Source organism: Leclercia sp. TB492, assembly GCF_049974505.2.
Classification (GTDB): Bacteria; Pseudomonadota; Gammaproteobacteria; order Enterobacterales; family Enterobacteriaceae; genus Enterobacter; species Enterobacter adecarboxylatus_C.
On sequence record NZ_CM127572.1, the window covers coordinates 3,045,168 to 3,061,298 of the forward strand.

Sequence of the window (16,131 nt, forward strand, 5' to 3'; positions counted from 1 at the left end):
CATTATTTCCCCCGCAGTCCGTCAGCCAGGCGCTTGCCGTTACGCACCGAGATCAGCGTCAGCAGCGTGCGCCAGTTCATGCGCTTGTTGCGGATCTGATACAGGGTAAACAGCTGATACTTACGGCTGGCGCGGTCGAACTTGTCCCGGTGCTTGCGGTAGAAGTGGAAGTAGCCGGAGAACTTTTTCGGCGAGGAGGTGATCTGCATCTCCCCGTGGTTGATGTGCAGAATTTGCGTCGCCTCGTCCACCTTCCAGGGCTCGCCATACTCCATCACCATCCGCAGGAAGATGTCGTAGTCCTGGGCGGCCTTCAGTTCGGTATCGAACAGGCACTCCTTAAAGCGCCATGCCCAGGTAAAGACCTGATTGCCGATGATGTTGCGCTTGTAGAACAGCTGGCGCGAGTATGGCGATTTCGGGTAGAGCGGCAGGCTGGCGGGCTGGGAGTAGACCTCCCCTTCGCAGACGTAGTCGTTGGCATAGAGGAACGCATGGGTCACCAGATGGTGCTGATGCGCCAGGAAGGTCGAGAGCCGGTTCGGCGTCCATTCGTCGTCATCGTCAATGCCGGTCAGGTACTGGCCGTTGGCCTGTAGAATCGCCTGATTGCGTACCGCACAGGCGCCAGAGTTGATGGCGTTGTGGGTATAGACTACGCGCGGATCGTTGAGGTCAGTGACAAACTGCTGCAGCTGTTCCCAGGAGGAGGAGCAGTCGTCAACGATGATCAATTCCCAGTGGTCGTAATCCTGGCGCAATACCGACTTTATCGCACGGATCGCCAGCTGCTGACGGTTCCATGTCGGCATATAAATAGAAATCAAAGGGCGTGGTGTCATGGTATTCCCCGAATGGCTCATTACTTGCTGTCCGATTTATATTCGTACTCGTAATATCCGTAATCCTGATACCCGGTAGCGCGGCGGAAGATGGAGTTGAGGATCACCCCTTTCACCGCAATGCCGTTTTGCTCAAAGCGGCTGAGGCTGGTCTCGACCTCTTTCAGGGTGTTCACCGCATAACGCGCCACCATCAGAGTGGTACCCGCGTGGCGACCAACAATCGCCGCATCGGTCACCGCAAGGATTGGCGGGGTATCGATCAGCACCAGGTCATAATTCTCGCTGGCCCATTTCACCAGCTGGGTGAAACGCTCGCTCATGAGCAGTTCCGACGGGTTAGGCGGCACCTGCCCACGCGAGACGAGGTCAAAGTTAGGGATGGAGGTCGGTTTCGCGCACTGGCTGATATCCCCCTTGCCAAGCAGGATGTCCGACAGCCCGTTTACGTTGTTGGTGCCCAGCAGTTCGTGGGTGTAGCCCTTACGCATATCGCAGTCGATCAACAGCACACGCTTGTTGGTCTGACTGACCACCGCCGCCAGGTTGGCGCAGACGAAGGTTTTACCGATCGACGGGCTGACCCCCGAGAGCATCAGCACGTTGTTGCTGGCCTGCATCATGGCGAAGTGCAGGCTGGTGCGCAGGCTACGAATGGCTTCGATGGCCAGATCCGTCGGGTTACCCACCGCCAGCAGCTGGCTCTGTTTGTAACGTTTAACCCCGTTCGTGGTTTTGACGTTGTCACGGGTTTTCTGCCATTCCGACAGCGGGATGCTGGCGTAGACATTGATGCCGTGCTCTTCCAGCACCTGCGGGCTTTCGATCCCACGGTTAAACAGGGAGCGCAGCAGGACCCCAACGATAGAGAGCATCAGGCCGAGAATGATGCTGCCGAGAATAATCAGCGCCTTCTTCGGCTTCAGCACGCCGGGCTGAGTGATGGCCGGATCGACAATCCGCACGTCGCCAACGGTGCTCGCTTCGGTGATCTTCAGCTCCTGCTGTTTGTTCAGCAGCTGCATATAGACCTGCTGGCCGGACTCCACGTCGCGGGTCAGACGCAGGATCTCCTGCTGGGTTTTTGGCATCGCAGTGACGCGACCGTTGAGTTTCGCTTTTTCCTCTTCCAGCGTCTGGCGTTTTTCCAGCAGCGTGCGGTAGGCAGGGTGACGTTTGGTGTAGAGTTTGGAAATTTCCGCCTCTTTAAAGGTCAGCTCGTTGAGCTGGGCGTCGATGTTGACCATCGAATCCAGCACCGACTTCGCCTCCAGCGGCAGGTCGACGGAATCTTTATCCTGGCGGAAGGCGTTGAGCTTGTTCTCGGCCTCATCCAGATGACCGCGCACCTCCGGGAGCTGTTTGGCAAGGAAGTCGAGACTTTTTGACGCCTCTTCCGACTTGCGCTTCACGTTTTGTGCCTGGTAATTGCGGGTGATGCTGTTGAGAATGTCGCGGATCTTATCCTTGTCTTCCCCGGTAAAGTTCAGCCTCAGCACCCCGGTATCTTTCCCGGTTTCGGTGACCGTCAGGTTCCCCTGCAGGTTATTGATCATCCCCAGCATTGAGAATTTGCTGACGGTAAATTCGCTGCCGCTCTCGGCATGAATGGCGCTGACCATCATGCTCACGCCGTCTTTCGTCAACATTTCCCCCACCTTGCCGCGGGCGCTAAACCCGGCGTCGCTGGTGAGCTGATACTGATCTTTGCCCAGCACCTCGAGGGTGAAGACCTGGCTGGCCCCCCCGGCAGGCAGCGTAAAGGTGGTCACTTTGACGGTATCGTTCTGACGGCCCATCAGCCGATCCCAGCCTGCGCCAAACACCGGGAAGGTGTTTTTGCTGACGCCGATATCGAGATCCAGATCGTCCACGGTTTTACCCAACACCAGGCGGGACTGAATCAGCTCGATTTCCGCCTGCGAGGCGGGCGGCTTGTTCGCCAGCGCCGAACCAATGTCCTGCACCAGCGAACTGCCGCTGTTCTGCTCAATTTGCACCAGCGCGTCGGCGCTGTAGATCGGGGTGGCAAAGAGGGTGTAAATCACCGCCGCAACGGCAAATACCGCGGTGATCCCTATCACCCACCAGCGCGCCTCAACCACGGTGCCGATCAGACGACCAATATCAATTTCATCACTGCCCGCACTCGGGGCGGCAGAAGGTTTTACGTTTGCTGTCATTATTATCCCTGCTGAACGTTCAGTGCCTGTGCCCACTGGCGGGCAGACTGGTCGAGTAAGGTGTAAACCGCCTCAAACGCTTCATGGCTTTTGCGATACGGATCGGGGATCTCACGCTCGTTATCCCAGTGACCAAAGAGCATCACCTTGCCGCGCATCTCCGGTGCGATATCGCACAGGGCGTGGATGTGGCGTTTTTCCATGGCGAGGATCAGGTCATAGTCACGGCACAGGCTGGCTGACACCTGACGGGCGCAATGCCCGTCGAGCGAAAGCTGATGCTCTGCCGCGACCTGACTTGCGCGCTCGTCAGCACCTTTACCTACCAGTGCCCCCAGCCCGGCTGACGCGACGGTCAGCTGTGGCTGGTACTGTTTCAAAAGCCGCTCAGCGGTGGGGGAACGGCAAATATTCCCCACACAAACCACCAGAATTTTGTTAAACATCGTTATCACCAGTTGTGGTACTGATGTACCGTGTCGGTCATGGTATGGATATTGTTGATGGTCGGCATCAGCTGGTTCATCACACGGTTCCAGCGCGTTATCGGCGCGGTGGTGACGTAGACCACGTCATACGGCTGCAGGCGGAACCCGGTTGCCATCACCAGCGAGGTGGCATCAGACATATCCAGCTGGTAGACGTTGGCGATCTTGCCCTTCCCAGCGTTTCCTGTAATCGGACGGATCACGAAGATACCGCTGGCGTCGGAGGTGCTCATATCCAGCCCTTCCGCGTTGCCGAGCGCTTCGGTCAGGGTCATACCGCTCAAGTCCATCTTGAGAGTGCTCTGTTTCTTCACTTCACCCATCACGAACACTTTCAGGTCGTCATTGCGCGGCACAAACAGGATATCGCTCGGATAGAGCAGACGGTTCTGGCTCAGATCGCCGTTCTGCATCAGCGCCTGCAGGGAGATACGCTCCTCTTTGCCCTTATGGGTCAGCACCACGTTGCGCCAGTCGGCGCCATCGGTGAGCCCGCCCGCGGCGTTGATGGCGTCAAGCACCGTCAGCGGCACGTTGGTGATTGGCTGCTGGCCGGATTTATTCACCTGGCCGGAGACATAGACTTTCTGCGAACGGAACGCGGCGATATTAACGTCCACCTGCGGGTCAGCGATGTATTGCGCTAAACGGCCGGTAATATCACTACGGATCTGCGCGAGCGTTTTGCCCGCCACGCGAAGTTTGCCGACATAGGGATAGAACATGGTGCCATCCGCCTGAACCCAGTTGCCGGTATCGCTGGAGCTACGATACTGCCCCGCCGGGGTGGTCAGCTCCGGGTGATCCCAGACGGTGACGTTAATGACATCCCCGGGCCCGACGCGGTACTGGTAGTTGGCGATCTCCTGGTCGAGGCTATTGTTAGGTCGCGCCACGACCGGGCGAGGGCGTAATTGTTCAACCAGCTGCGGAGTCATTGGATAAACATTCACCATGCGGTTGATATCAAAATCAGCATCCTGCTGTTTAATCACATCCTTACCGGAAGTTGAGATATTGCTGCCGGGGAAGATTGTACAACCACTCATCAAGGTCACAGATACCAATAATGGCATCAATTTCATTTTGGATTTCATCATTGATTATTTATCACTTTGGCAGGTAATTACCCTGTGCGTTTAAATAAGCTAAAGGCGTATTAGTTTTAGCATGCAGTTAATAAAAGAGAAATATAACTGGCATCAGTCCTAAAAGAAGCTTATTCACCCTAAGGCTATTGACAGAATAATCGAGGCTGATCATCACACCTTCAGGCACGCTACCGCCCTTGGCTTTCAGTTACCAATCCACTGCATAAACAGTAAGTTAGGGATAAACACCCTCTTTGATATGGCATAACGTAAAAATATAAAAGGCAGGAAAATTCCGAACCCGATATAAGTTTTTCACGTCATTAAACCGACACAGAAATAGCATCAGGAAGCAGCGCAATTTGATGCTGAAAGAATTGTTGCAGCTAACGGAATAGCAGGCAAGGAAACATCAACGAAGGCGTGGCTTTTAAGATTAATATTAACGCCGACATTTCTGCATTTTTAGGAATAGCTTTATATTGACTTTATTCGATAGCCATCTCGACCTGCGATATTTCTTATTTTGCGAGAATACAGACTATTCACAATATTAACCTACAGAGTGCGGGGTTTATTTCCCCCATGATTCAGGAAAATCTGTGCAGATAAATGCCCGGCTGGCATTGCATTTTTCAGGCGCAGTATCCATGATCGAAATGTGACAATTGTCATATAACGAAAGGTATTACTCACACTATGGAATGGATAGCAGATCCATCAATATGGGCCGGACTCGTCACCCTGGTGGTGCTGGAACTCGTGCTCGGTATCGATAACCTGGTCTTTATCGCTATTCTCGCCGAAAAACTGCCCCCTGCTCAGCGCGACCGCGCCCGCATCACCGGCCTGTTAATGGCGATGGTGATGCGCCTGCTGCTGTTGGCCTCTATCTCCTGGCTGGTGACCCTCACCCGCCCGCTGTTTACCGTCCACGGTTTTGGCTTTAGCGCCCGCGATCTGATCATGCTGTTTGGTGGTTTTTTCCTGATTTTCAAAGCCACCGTCGAACTCAACGAAAGGCTGGAAGGCAAGGACAGCGAGAACCCCACCCAGCGGCGCGGAGCCAAATTCTGGGCCGTGGTCGCACAAATCGTGGTGCTGGACGCCGTTTTCTCACTGGATTCGGTGATCACCGCCGTGGGAATGGTCGATCACCTGGCGGTGATGATGGCTGCGGTAATTATCGCCATTGCGCTGATGGTGATGGCCAGCAAGGCGCTCACGCGCTTTGTGAATGACCATCCGACGATTGTGATTTTATGTCTGAGCTTCCTGCTGATGATCGGCTTTAGCCTGGTGGCCGACGGTTTTGGCTTCCATATTCCGAAAGGCTATCTGTATGCCGCGATTGGCTTCTCGGTGATTATCGAGGCCCTGAACCAGCTGGCGATCTTCAACCGCCGCCGCTTCCTCTCCGCTAATCAGACGCTGCGCCAGCGTACCGCCGACACGGTTATTCGTCTGCTGAGCGGTAAAAAAGAGGATGCCGAACTGGATGCGCAGGCCGCCTCGCTGCTGGCCGACCACGACGACAGCCCGATCTTTGCCCCGCAGGAGCGGCGGATGATTGAGCGGGTGCTGCATCTTAACCAGCGCTCCGTCAGCAGCATCATGACCTCGCGCCACGATATTGAGCATATCGACCTCAACACACCCGAGAGCAGCATTCGTGCGCTGCTGGATAAAAACCAGCATACCCGCATCGTGGTTACAGGTGGCGAAAAGGAAGAGGAGCTACTGGGGGTGGTACACGTTATCGACCTGCTCAATCAGCAGCTGCGCGGCGAGCCGCTTAACCTGCGGGTGCTGATCCGTCAGCCGCTGGTGTTCCCGGAGATGCTGCCGCTGCTGCAGGCGCTGGAGCAGTTCCGTAATGCGCGCACCCATTTCGCCTTCGTGGTGGATGAGTTTGGTTCCGTAGAGGGGCTCGTGACCCTCAGCGACGTGATGGAAACCATCGCCGGGAACCTGCCGAACGAAGTGGAGGAGATCGACGCCCGGCACGATATTCAGAAGAATGCTGACGGCAGCTGGACTGCCAACGGCCATATGCCGCTGGAAGATCTGGTCCAGTATGTGCCGCTGCCGCTGGACGATAAGCGGGAATATCACACCATTGCCGGTCTGTTGATGGAGTATCTGCAGCGGATCCCGCAGCCGGGCGAAGAGGTTCAGGTGGGGGATTATGCGCTGAAAACGCTGGAGGTGGAAAACCACCGGGTGCAGAAGGTGCAGCTGATCCCGCTAATGACGCAGGATGATGTGGATTACGAGTTGTGATACTTTTCACCCCGCCTTCCGGGGCGGGGTGTGAGAGAAATGAGCGCTTACTGAAGCTTCTCCAGTAACTTCTTCACATCTTTGCCGTTTTGCGAATCTTTATTCTTATCCGCCCAACCGCTCAGACGGCGTTTCGCCTCATCCTGAAGATGTTTACGCAGCAGCTGATCCACCTGCAGGCTGTAGTTCAGCGCCTGCCAGTTGCCATACACGTTCAGCGGGATCGGCGTCGTTTTCAGGAAATCGATCAGCTTACCTTCACCCAGCCAGCCCTCCAGCACGCGGATTTTGAAGCGGGTGTCGGCCGTCTCCTTGATCAGATCCAGGGTGCCGTTACCTTCGAGCGTCAGCATTGGCGAGGCGCCCTGCATATCATCCAGCGTCACCTGACCTTCATCGAGGCGCAGATCGGTGACAAAGCTATCCAGACGGGTCGCGTTATCGACGTTCTCTTTCACCTTCACATTGCTGCTGCGTTCTACGGCCTGCTGCACCAGCTGCTGGAAGTTAAGCCCTTCCATCCGGGTATTCTGCATTTCCAGATGGGCCTGACCCTGCCAGTGGTGACGGAAGGCGTCGGCGTCAATCTTGCTGCCCGAGAAATCACCCGCCATGGTCAGGCTACCGGTCAGCGAAATCGGGTAGTTAAAGGCCTTCAGGATGGTGCCGATCTCAATGTTGTCCAGACGCGGCTGGAACATCGACCGGGCAACGGCTTTACGCACATCGAGCGTACCGGGTAAGGAGATATGCCCTTCCCCCAGCTTACCGCTCAGTTCAGCAATGGTCAGAAGACCGTTTTTGTTGCTCATCTGGCTGGAGACCTGGGTAAAATCCATCCCTCGCCAGTGAACGGTATTGGCTTTCAGCAGAATATCGGCGCTAAAACCGCGCAGGCCGTTGTAATCGGGCTGCTCCAGACTGGAGGCGATCACCGGGCGCTGCGGTTTAGCCTGAGTTTGCCCCTGCTGTACCACCTCGCCGTCGGCGGCTGCGGCGTCCTGCGCCGGAAGGAGGTTTTCAAGATTGAGCTTGTCGAACTGCAGGTTCATGTTCCACTGCGGTTCCTTGCCCAGAATCACGCTCGCCTGTCCGGTGAGCGCGCTGTCATTGGCCTGTAAGCTGAGCTGGTTAAGCTCGAGCTGCTTCTGCTCTTCGCGCCACTGCGCCTGCAGCGTACCCTGCCCGTTGATGCCCTGCGCAGGCAGATCAACACCGGTCAGTTGCCAGTTCAGCTGCTGAATGTCGGCGCTGAGCAGGTGGGGATAATCAGAGGCGTTGACATTTGCTGCAAAGGAGAGGGTCAGATCACGCTGATTGCGGTTAACGCGGCCGCTAAAGTCAATCTTGCCTTTGTGATGTTCATCCTGCTCCATATGCAGGTTGATATTGCGCACCGTGACCTGCTCGTCACCCTCATGCTGAAATACCAGCAGGCTGTCTGCCACCTTCAGGCGGCCAATATCGAATGACCAGCCGGCATCATCCGCTTTATCCGGGAGCGTGTTTTCACGCGGGGCCACCGGCGCATCGGCATTACGTACCGCTTCAGACTGCGGGGTCAGCTGGATCACTGCCCCTTTGAGCATCACCTGATTGACCTGTAGCTGATGCGAAAAGAGCGGCATCAACGCCACGTCGAGGCGCATGTTGTCGGCGGCAACCAACGGCACTGTCGCCCCCGGTGCGGTCAGCGACATACGCCCGGACAGGATGCTGAGCTGCGGCCAGACGTGCCAGCGCAGCGGCCCCTCCAGCTTCAGAGCGTAACCGCTGCGCGCCTCGACCTGACGCACCATGTAGGCGCGAAAGTCATTGGGGTTGACCAGCAGAACCAACGCTGACAGGCCAGCAACCAGCACTACCAGCAAAATCATCAGCGTTGTCAGAACTCTTCTCATGGCTTCCTCAATGGACCGGGTTTAAGCTCAATCTTTATCAATACGACTGGCGACCGCACCCTGCTGGTCGCGATATTTGGCGTCCTGACGGGCGTTATACGGACGTGCCGCCGGGCCGGTTAACGGCTCAAAACTCAACGCGCCGATCATCATGCCCGGGCGCAGCGCCAGCGGCAGTTTACCGGCGTTGAAAAACTCCAGCACAATCCGTCCGGACCAGCCTGGATCGATACGGTGCGCGGTGACGTGCACCATCAGCCCCAGACGCGCCAGAGAGGAACGGCCGTCGAGCCAGCCCACCAGATCCGCCGGCAGGGTGATGGACTCAAAAGTGACCGCCAGCGCCAGTTCACCCGGGTGCAGGTAAAACGCGTCGCCGTCGTCCAGCACGATTTCATCACTCATCACCCGATCGAGCGCGGCGCTGACTTCATCTTTCGGCCCGCTGAGGTCGATAAAGGGCGCAGTATGTCCGCTGAAGGTACGAAACTTATTCCCCAGACGCACATCAACAGTGACGCCGTTAATCCGCTCGACCGGCGGGCGCGGGGTGATGGTCAGACGGCCTTCGTCCAGCCAGGCTTCAATATCTCGGTCACATAGACGCATGCCACTTTCTCCTTTCGTGCATCGCGCCCTCAGGCCAATAAAGCCGGAGGGCGAACCCGATTATCTTTGAACGGTACACAATTCGCGCGTGTTATTCAAAAAACTGGCTGATTTTCGCTTTCAGGATATCAATGGCAATGCGGTTTTTACCCCCGCGCGGCACGATGATATCGGCATACTGTTTGGAGGGCTCAATGAACTGCAGGAACATTGGGCGTACCGTTTTCTGGTACTGCGCCATCACCGAATCCATGGAGCGGCCGCGTTCGTTCACGTCGCGTTTGATGCGGCGCATCAGGCAGATATCCAGCGGCGTATCGACAAAAATCGAGAAATTCATCGACTCGCGCAGACGGGCGTCGGTCAGCAGCAGGATCCCTTCGAGGATGATGACCTTTTTCGGGGCGATGCGCACGGTTTCCTGCAGACGGGTGTGTTCGACATAGCTATAGACCGGCAGCTCAATGGCGGTGCCGTTCTTCAGGGCCTGGAGGTGCTGGAATAACAGGCTGTGATCCATCGCGCTTGGATGGTCATAATTGGTCTTAACACGCTCTTCCATCGACAGATGGCTTTGATCTTTGTAATAGCTGTCTTCTGGAATGACACCGATGTGCTCATCACCGACCTGTTCACGTAATTCACGGTAAAGTGTACTGGCAATGAGACTTTTACCTGAAGCCGATGCGCCGGCGATGCCTATAATGACGCACTGATGAGACTTATCAGTCATAAATTTTTGCGACCTGAGTAACCTGGATGTAAGGAAGGACGACGCCTGAGCGTCAAACGCGGCAATTATAGGGATTTCACGGGCCTGATACCAGTCGAATAGAAATGTTATGCGAGACGCGTTCAAAGTCCGTGCCGATCGTCCCTCTGGTAAATTTTCCCGGTTACTTTTCCAGCGTCAAAGGTGAAATTTTTGCAGGATAAGTATTTAATAACTCTGTGATGTCAAATTATGAGCACATACCATATTAATTGTAAATTGTTTGTACTAGCATGATCCAAATTAGAAAATGAACTCGTCCGGAGTTGGCTCCTGGCGGCATGGCGTCTTCGGATAAAGCGGTAATGAATAAAAAATACCAGCGCGTTTTGGTAACTACGCCACATCCTTTACTACGGCTTGTCAGTCTTGGTCTGGTTACCTTCATCTTCACTCTTTTCTCGCTCGAACTAACCCGTTTCGGAACATTTCTGGCACCTTTATGGTTCCCGACCTCCATTATGATGGTGGCGTTTTACCGCCACGCCGGGAAGATGTGGCCCGGGATCGCCTTCGCCTGCACCCTCGGTAACATCCTGGCGTCCTGGCTGATCTTCTCCTGGGCGTCGATCAACTTCTGGTATGCCGGCGTTAACATCGCGGAGGCCTTCGTTGGGGCCTTGCTGCTGCGTAAACTGCTGCCCAGCTACAATCCGCTGCAGAATCTGGCCGACTGGATCCGTCTGGCGATCGGCAGCGCCGTCCTCCCTCCCCTGCTGGGCGGGGTGCTGATTTATCTGCTGGTGCCGGGCGACGAGCCGCTGCGCAGTTTTCTGGTCTGGGTGCTGTCGGAGTCTATCGGCTCGCTGGCGCTGGTGCCTTTAGGCCTGCTGTTCAAGCCGCACTATCTTCTGCGTCACCGCAATCCGCGGTTATTGTTTGAAACCCTGCTGACCATGGCGGTAACGCTGGTTCTGAGCTGGATCTCCCTGCAGTTTCTGCCGTGGCCGTTTACGGCCATTATCGTTCTGCTGATGTGGAGCGCCGTGCGGCTGCCGCGCCTGGAAGCCTTCCTGGTCTTCCTGGTCACGGTGATGATGGTGTCGTTGATGATCGCCAAAAACCCCACCCCGCTGGCGACACAATATGCCAGCGCGATGATCAACGCCCCCTGGCTGCCGTTCCTGATGATGCTGCTCCCCGCTAACATCATGACCATGGTGATGTATGCGTTTCGCGCAGAGCGTAAGCACATCACCGAGAGCGAAGAGCGTTTCCGTAATGCGATGGAATATTCCGTTATCGGCATGGCGCTGGTCAGCACCGACGGCCAATGGCTACAGGCCAACAAGGCGCTGTGTCAGTTCCTCGGCTACAGCCAGTCAGAGCTGCGCTCCCTTAACTTCCAGCAATTAACCTGGCCGGAAGATCTTGAAAGCGATCTGGAGCAGCTTGAGCAGCTGTTGAACGGCGAAATCAACAGTTACTCGCTGGAGAAACGCTATTACACCCGTAACGGTGAGGTGGTCTGGGCGCTGCTGGCGGTGTCGCTGGTGCGTCACGCCGACGGCACGCCACTCTATTTTATCGCCCAGATCGAAGACATTAACGATCTCAAGCATACCGAATGGGTCAATAAGCGCCTGATGGAGCGTATTACCCTGGCCAACGAAGCGGGCGGTATCGGCATCTGGGAGTGGGACGTTAAACCTAACGTCATCAGCTGGGACAAACGCATGTTCGAGATGTACGAAGTGCCAGCGCACGTCAAACCTACCTGGCAGCTGTGGCACGAGTGCATGCTGCCGGAAGATCGCGCCCTGGCAGAACAGGTGGTACGTGATTCGCTGGCAGCCCGCATTCCGTTCAAGCTGGAGTTCCGCATCCGGGTGAAGGATGGCATTCGCCATATCCGCGCCCTGGCGAACCGGGTTCTCAATAAGCAGGGGGAAGTGGAACGCCTGCTCGGCATCAATATGGATATGACCGAGGTCAAAGAGCTGAATGAGGCGCTGTTTCAGGAAAAAGAGCGTCTGCATATTACTCTCGACTCCATCGGTGAAGCGGTGCTCTGTACCGATGTGAATATGAACGTCACTTTTATGAACCCGGTGGCGGAGAAAATGAGCGGCTGGCTGCAGCAGGATGCGCTGGGGCAACCGATCCTCTCGGTGCTGCATATTACCTTCGGGGATAACGGCCCGCTGATGGAGAATATTCATAGCGGGGATATGTCCCGGACGGATATTGAACAGGATGTGGTGCTGCACAGCCGCAACGGCGGCAGCTACGACATCCACTACAGCATTACCCCGCTGAGCACCCTCGACGGGCAAAACATTGGCTCAGTGCTGGTCATTCAGGACGTCACCGAGTCGCGCAAAATGCTGCGCGAGCTGAGCTATAACGCCTCTCACGATGCCCTTACCCACCTGGCGAACCGCGTCAGCTTTGAAGCCTATCTCAAGCGGATGTTACACACCGTGCAGGATACCCGTCAGCGTCATGCGCTGGTGTTTATCGATCTCGACCGCTTTAAGGCGGTCAACGACACGGCAGGCCACGCGGCGGGGGATGCGCTGCTCCGGGAGCTGTCGTCGCTGATGCTCAGTATGCTGCGCTCCACCGACATGCTGGCGCGCCTCGGCGGGGATGAGTTCGGCCTGCTGCTGCCGGACTGCAATACCGAAAGCGCGCGCTATATTGCCGGTCGCATCATTGACGCTATTAACGAGTATCACTTTATGTGGGAGGGCCGCCTGCACCGGATTGGTGCCAGCGCCGGGATCACCCAGATCGACGAGCGCAACAATCAGGCCTCAGAGGTGATGTCGCAGGCCGATATCGCCTGCTACTCCTCGAAAAACAACGGTCGCGGCGTGGTGACGGTATATGAACCGCAGCAGGAACGGATGCCTGACGCGCCGGGCACCATCTCGCTCGACGAACAGTGGCACATGATCAAAGACAACCATCTGTTGATGATCGCCCGCAGCGTCGCGTCGCCGCGGATCCCTGAAAGCAGCACCTTCTGGATGCTGGCCCTGCGACTGTGGACCAACGACGGCGAGATGCTGGAAGAGCAAGCCTTCCGGGCCGGGCTGGCAGAGCCTGAGCTGGTACACGCCCTCGACAGACGTATTTTGCAGGAGTTTTTCCGCAATTTCGCCACGCCACTGACCAGCAAAGGCACCGGGGTCGCCCTGCCGCTGTCGATGGCCGGTCTCGCCAGCGCCACGCTGGTGGATGAACTGCTGGAGATGCTGAGCGCCAGCCCGCTGCAGCCGCGTCTGCTGCATCTGGTGGTGCACGTCAGCGTGCTGACGCTGGAGGATGAGCACAGCCGCAACAACCTGGACAAGCTGCGCCAGGCCGGATGCCAGATTATCCTGAGCCACGTGGGCCGCGATATGGAGGTGTTCAACCACCTGAGCGCGCAGATGGCCGATTATCTGCTCCTCGATCCCGAGCTGGTGATTAACGTCCACGGTAATCTGATGGATGAGATGCTGGTGACCATTATTCAGGGCCATGCCCGCCGTCTGGGCATTAAGACCATTGCCGGGCCGAGCAATCAGCCGATCATGATGGATACCCTTTCCGGCATTGGTATTGACTATATCTTCGGCAATACCATCGGTGAGCCGCAGCCGCTGGAACTCCTGCTAAATACCACTTATTTCGCCATCAACTGATGGCGTCCAGCCGTCGGTATACCAGATATGCAGCAGGGCATACGAACGCCACGGCTGCCAGCGTTCGGCATAGCGGCGTATTTGCGCCGGGGTCATCCCGGCAAAGCGCTGTTTAATCGCATAATCATCCGCCAGAAAGACATCTTTGGCCTGCCAGCCGCGCAGGGCGAAGTAGTTCGCCGTCCAGCGGCCGATCCCCGGTCGGGTCTGGAGGGCTTTTATCGCGCTATCGATATCCTCCGGGGTCTCCTGGGGGAAATCCCCCGCCACCACCGACTGCGCAAGATGAATCAGCGCTTCCGCGCGCTTCAGCGGCATGCCCAGCGCTTTCAACGCCAGCGGATCGGCACCCGCCACCGCGGCAGGGGTCGGGAAACAGCGATAGCCCGGTGCCTCAGGCAGGGGTTCACCGCAGAGCGCCACCAGCTTAGCCGTCAGCTTCGCGGCCATCGCCACGCTGACCAGTTGCCCGAGGATCGCGCGCACGCCCTGCTCCCAGGTATCAACGGAGCCCGGCAGGCGCAGGCCAGGCCGTGCGGCTCCCAGAGTGCCCAGCGCAGCGGCGATCTGCTGCGGATCGCAGTGCAGATCGAACAGGCGGGTGATGCGCGCCAGGCAGAGATCGGCAATCGGCAACAGTCCGTCGCTGAGCACCACCTCCAGCGTGCCCCTGGGTTGCGGCGTCACATGGATCACCCCCCGGTAGCCTTCGCAGGCAAAACTGCGGGTGTAGTCGGTGGGGGTCACGATTTCGATCCCGGCGACCGCACGATCGCCAAGAAATTTCAACATCCATTGCCAGTCATAGGGCGGCTGCCAGGTCAGGGTAAACATCATCGCTCCTTATTTTGTCCTGTCTCAGCATAAACGGAGATGGCGGGTTGCGCCTTGCTTTCATATTCCTGTTGTCGCCAGCCTGACATTTCGCTAAAGTCTCGCCCCTTCTCAATGGCATGGGGACGTTGAAGTGTTTATCGGATTTGACTATGGCACCGCCAACTGCTCAGTTGCGGTAATGCAGAACGGGCAGCCGCAGCTGCTGAAAATGGAAAACAACAGCACGCTGCTGCCGTCGATGCTCTGCGCACCGACCCGCGAGGCGGTAAGCGAGTGGCTGTACCGCCATCACCAGGTTCCGGCCACCGGTACGGAAACCCAGGCGCTGCTGCGCCGCGCGGTCAACTTTAACCGCGAGGAAGACATCGACGTCACCCCGGGGAGCGTGCAGTTTGGCCTGTCGTCACTGAGTCACTACGTTGAAGATCCGGAGGAGGTGTACTTCGTTAAGTCACCGAAATCCTTCCTCGGGGCCAGCGGTCTGAAGCCGCAGCAGGTGGCGCTGTTTGAAGATCTGGTCTGCGCCATGATGCTGCATATTCGCCAGCAGGCGCAGTCCCAGCTGACGGAGGAGATCGCCCAGGCGGTGATTGGTCGTCCGATCAACTTCCAGGGGCTGGGGGGCGATGAAGCGAACCAGCAGGCGCAGGGGATCCTCGAGCGTGCCGCACAGCGCGCCGGGTTCCGCGACGTGGTGTTCCAGTATGAGCCGGTTGCCGCCGGTCTGGATTTTGAAGCGACCCTGAGTAGTGAAAAACGGGTGCTGGTGGTGGATATCGGCGGCGGGACCACCGACTGCTCGCTGCTGCTGATGGGCCCGCAGTGGCGCCAGCGTCGCGATCGCGAAACCAGCCTGCTCGGGCACAGCGGCTGCCGTATCGGCGGTAACGACCTTGACATCGCCCTGGCCTTCAAAAGCCTGATGCCGCTGCTCGGCATGGGCGGACAAACTGAAAAAGGCACCGCCCTGCCCATTCTGCCGTGGTGGAACGCCGTGGCGATCAACGACGTGCCGGCCCAGAGCGATTTCTACAGCGTCGCCAACGGGCGTTTTCTTAACGATCTGGTGCGCGACGCCCAGGACGGCGACAAAGTGGCGCTGCTGCATAAAGTCTGGCGCCAGCGCCTGAGCTACCGGATGGTGCGCAGCGCGGAAGAGAGCAAAATCGCGCTCTCCGGGGCCGCAGAGCACGCCGTGACGCTGCCATTTATCAGCGACGAGCTGGCGACCGCCATCAGCCAGCAGGGGCTGGAAGCCGCGCTTGCTCAGCCGTTACAGCGCATTCTGGAACAGGTGCAGCTGGCGCTGGATAACGGCAACGAAAAGCCGGACGTGATCTACCTCACCGGGGGCAGCGCCCGCTCACCGCTGATCAAAAAAGCGCTGGCGCAGCAATTGCCGGGCATCCCGATTGCCGGGGGCGATGATTTCGGCTCGGTTACCGCCGGGCTGGCACGCTGGGCGCAGGTAGTCTTTAGCTAGTGTGGAA

General features: G+C 57.2%; 11 protein-coding genes. 3 read left to right on the forward strand and 8 right to left on the reverse strand.

Annotated elements, in window-relative coordinates:
- Positions 1–2: 2 nt before the first annotated feature.
- Genes wcaA through ACP4QI_RS14515 form a run of 4 tightly spaced genes read right to left on the reverse strand, consistent with a single transcriptional unit; the run spans position 3 to position 4,613 of the window.
- Positions 3–842, reverse strand: coding sequence for a colanic acid biosynthesis glycosyltransferase WcaA (gene wcaA, locus ACP4QI_RS14500; RefSeq protein ID WP_142486385.1), 840 nt, complete (start codon positions 840–842; stop codon positions 3–5).
- Between the two features lie 20 nt (positions 843–862).
- Positions 863–3,025 carry a tyrosine-protein kinase Wzc gene (wzc, locus tag ACP4QI_RS14505; RefSeq protein ID WP_285111198.1) on the reverse strand — a complete coding sequence of 721 codons (2,163 nt, stop codon included), beginning with the start codon at positions 3,023–3,025 and terminating at the stop codon, positions 863–865.
- A gap of 2 nt (positions 3,026–3,027) precedes the next feature.
- A complete protein-coding gene (gene wzb, locus ACP4QI_RS14510) occupies positions 3,028–3,471 on the reverse strand; it encodes a low molecular weight protein-tyrosine-phosphatase Wzb (RefSeq protein WP_142486387.1) in 444 nt (147 codons plus the stop codon).
- Positions 3,472–3,476: 5 nt separating this feature from the next.
- Positions 3,477–4,613: a polysaccharide export protein gene (locus ACP4QI_RS14515; protein WP_156264210.1), complete on the reverse strand. Its 1,137-nt coding sequence runs from the start codon at positions 4,611–4,613 to the stop codon at positions 3,477–3,479.
- 690 nt (positions 4,614–5,303) lie between these two features.
- Here ACP4QI_RS14515 and ACP4QI_RS14520 point away from each other — a divergent pair.
- Positions 5,304–6,887 (forward strand): TerC family protein, encoded by a 1,584-nt coding sequence (locus ACP4QI_RS14520; RefSeq protein WP_142486389.1) that lies wholly within the window; start codon positions 5,304–5,306, stop codon positions 6,885–6,887.
- 47 nt (positions 6,888–6,934) lie between these two features.
- Here the strand turns inward: ACP4QI_RS14520 and asmA are convergent, their stop codons facing one another.
- The 3 genes from asmA to udk form a co-directional block, all read right to left on the reverse strand.
- Positions 6,935–8,788, reverse strand: a complete 1,854-nt coding sequence (gene asmA, locus ACP4QI_RS14525) for an outer membrane assembly protein AsmA (RefSeq protein WP_426495261.1) — start codon at positions 8,786–8,788, stop codon at positions 6,935–6,937.
- Positions 8,789–8,815: 27 nt separating this feature from the next.
- Entirely contained in the window at positions 8,816–9,397 is a 582-nt protein-coding gene (gene dcd / locus ACP4QI_RS14530) for a dCTP deaminase (RefSeq protein ID WP_142486391.1), read from the reverse strand.
- Positions 9,398–9,488: 91 nt separating this feature from the next.
- Positions 9,489–10,130 carry a uridine kinase gene (gene udk, locus ACP4QI_RS14535; RefSeq protein ID WP_032612454.1) on the reverse strand — a complete coding sequence of 214 codons (642 nt, stop codon included), beginning with the start codon at positions 10,128–10,130 and terminating at the stop codon, positions 9,489–9,491.
- A 344-nt stretch (positions 10,131–10,474) separates the two neighbouring features.
- Here udk and ACP4QI_RS14540 point away from each other — a divergent pair, with 344 nt between their 5' ends.
- A complete protein-coding gene (locus tag ACP4QI_RS14540) occupies positions 10,475–13,804 on the forward strand; it encodes a diguanylate cyclase (RefSeq protein ID WP_426495260.1) in 3,330 nt (1,109 codons plus the stop codon).
- On the opposite strand, the gene alkA is transcribed toward ACP4QI_RS14540, so the two are convergent.
- A complete protein-coding gene (alkA, locus tag ACP4QI_RS14545; RefSeq protein ID WP_156264212.1) occupies positions 13,775–14,638 on the reverse strand; it encodes a DNA-3-methyladenine glycosylase 2 in 864 nt (287 codons plus the stop codon). The two genes, ACP4QI_RS14540 and alkA, sit on opposite strands and share 30 nt — an antisense overlap.
- A gap of 133 nt (positions 14,639–14,771) precedes the next feature.
- On the opposite strand from alkA, the gene yegD reads away from it, so the two are divergent.
- Positions 14,772–16,124 carry a molecular chaperone gene (gene yegD, locus ACP4QI_RS14550; RefSeq protein ID WP_142486394.1) on the forward strand — a complete coding sequence of 451 codons (1,353 nt, stop codon included), beginning with the start codon at positions 14,772–14,774 and terminating at the stop codon, positions 16,122–16,124.
- Positions 16,125–16,131: the final 7 nt, after the last annotated feature.

Coding starts and splice junctions, on each gene's coding strand:
- wcaA (WP_142486385.1), bottom strand. CDS start 842: ATGACACCACGCCCTTTGATTTCTATTTATATGCCGACATGGAACCGT.
- wzc (WP_285111198.1), bottom strand. CDS start 3,025: ATGACAGCAAACGTAAAACCTTCTGCCGCCCCGAGTGCGGGCAGTGAT.
- wzb (WP_142486387.1), bottom strand. CDS start 3,471: ATGTTTAACAAAATTCTGGTGGTTTGTGTGGGGAATATTTGCCGTTCC.
- ACP4QI_RS14515 (WP_156264210.1), bottom strand. CDS start 4,613: ATGATGAAATCCAAAATGAAATTGATGCCATTATTGGTATCTGTGACC.
- ACP4QI_RS14520 (WP_142486389.1), top strand. CDS start 5,304: ATGGAATGGATAGCAGATCCATCAATATGGGCCGGACTCGTCACCCTG.
- asmA (WP_426495261.1), bottom strand. CDS start 8,788: ATGAGAAGAGTTCTGACAACGCTGATGATTTTGCTGGTAGTGCTGGTT.
- dcd (WP_142486391.1), bottom strand. CDS start 9,397: ATGCGTCTATGTGACCGAGATATTGAAGCCTGGCTGGACGAAGGCCGT.
- udk (WP_032612454.1), bottom strand. CDS start 10,130: ATGACTGATAAGTCTCATCAGTGCGTCATTATAGGCATCGCCGGCGCA.
- ACP4QI_RS14540 (WP_426495260.1), top strand. CDS start 10,475: ATGAATAAAAAATACCAGCGCGTTTTGGTAACTACGCCACATCCTTTA.
- alkA (WP_156264212.1), bottom strand. CDS start 14,638: ATGTTTACCCTGACCTGGCAGCCGCCCTATGACTGGCAATGGATGTTG.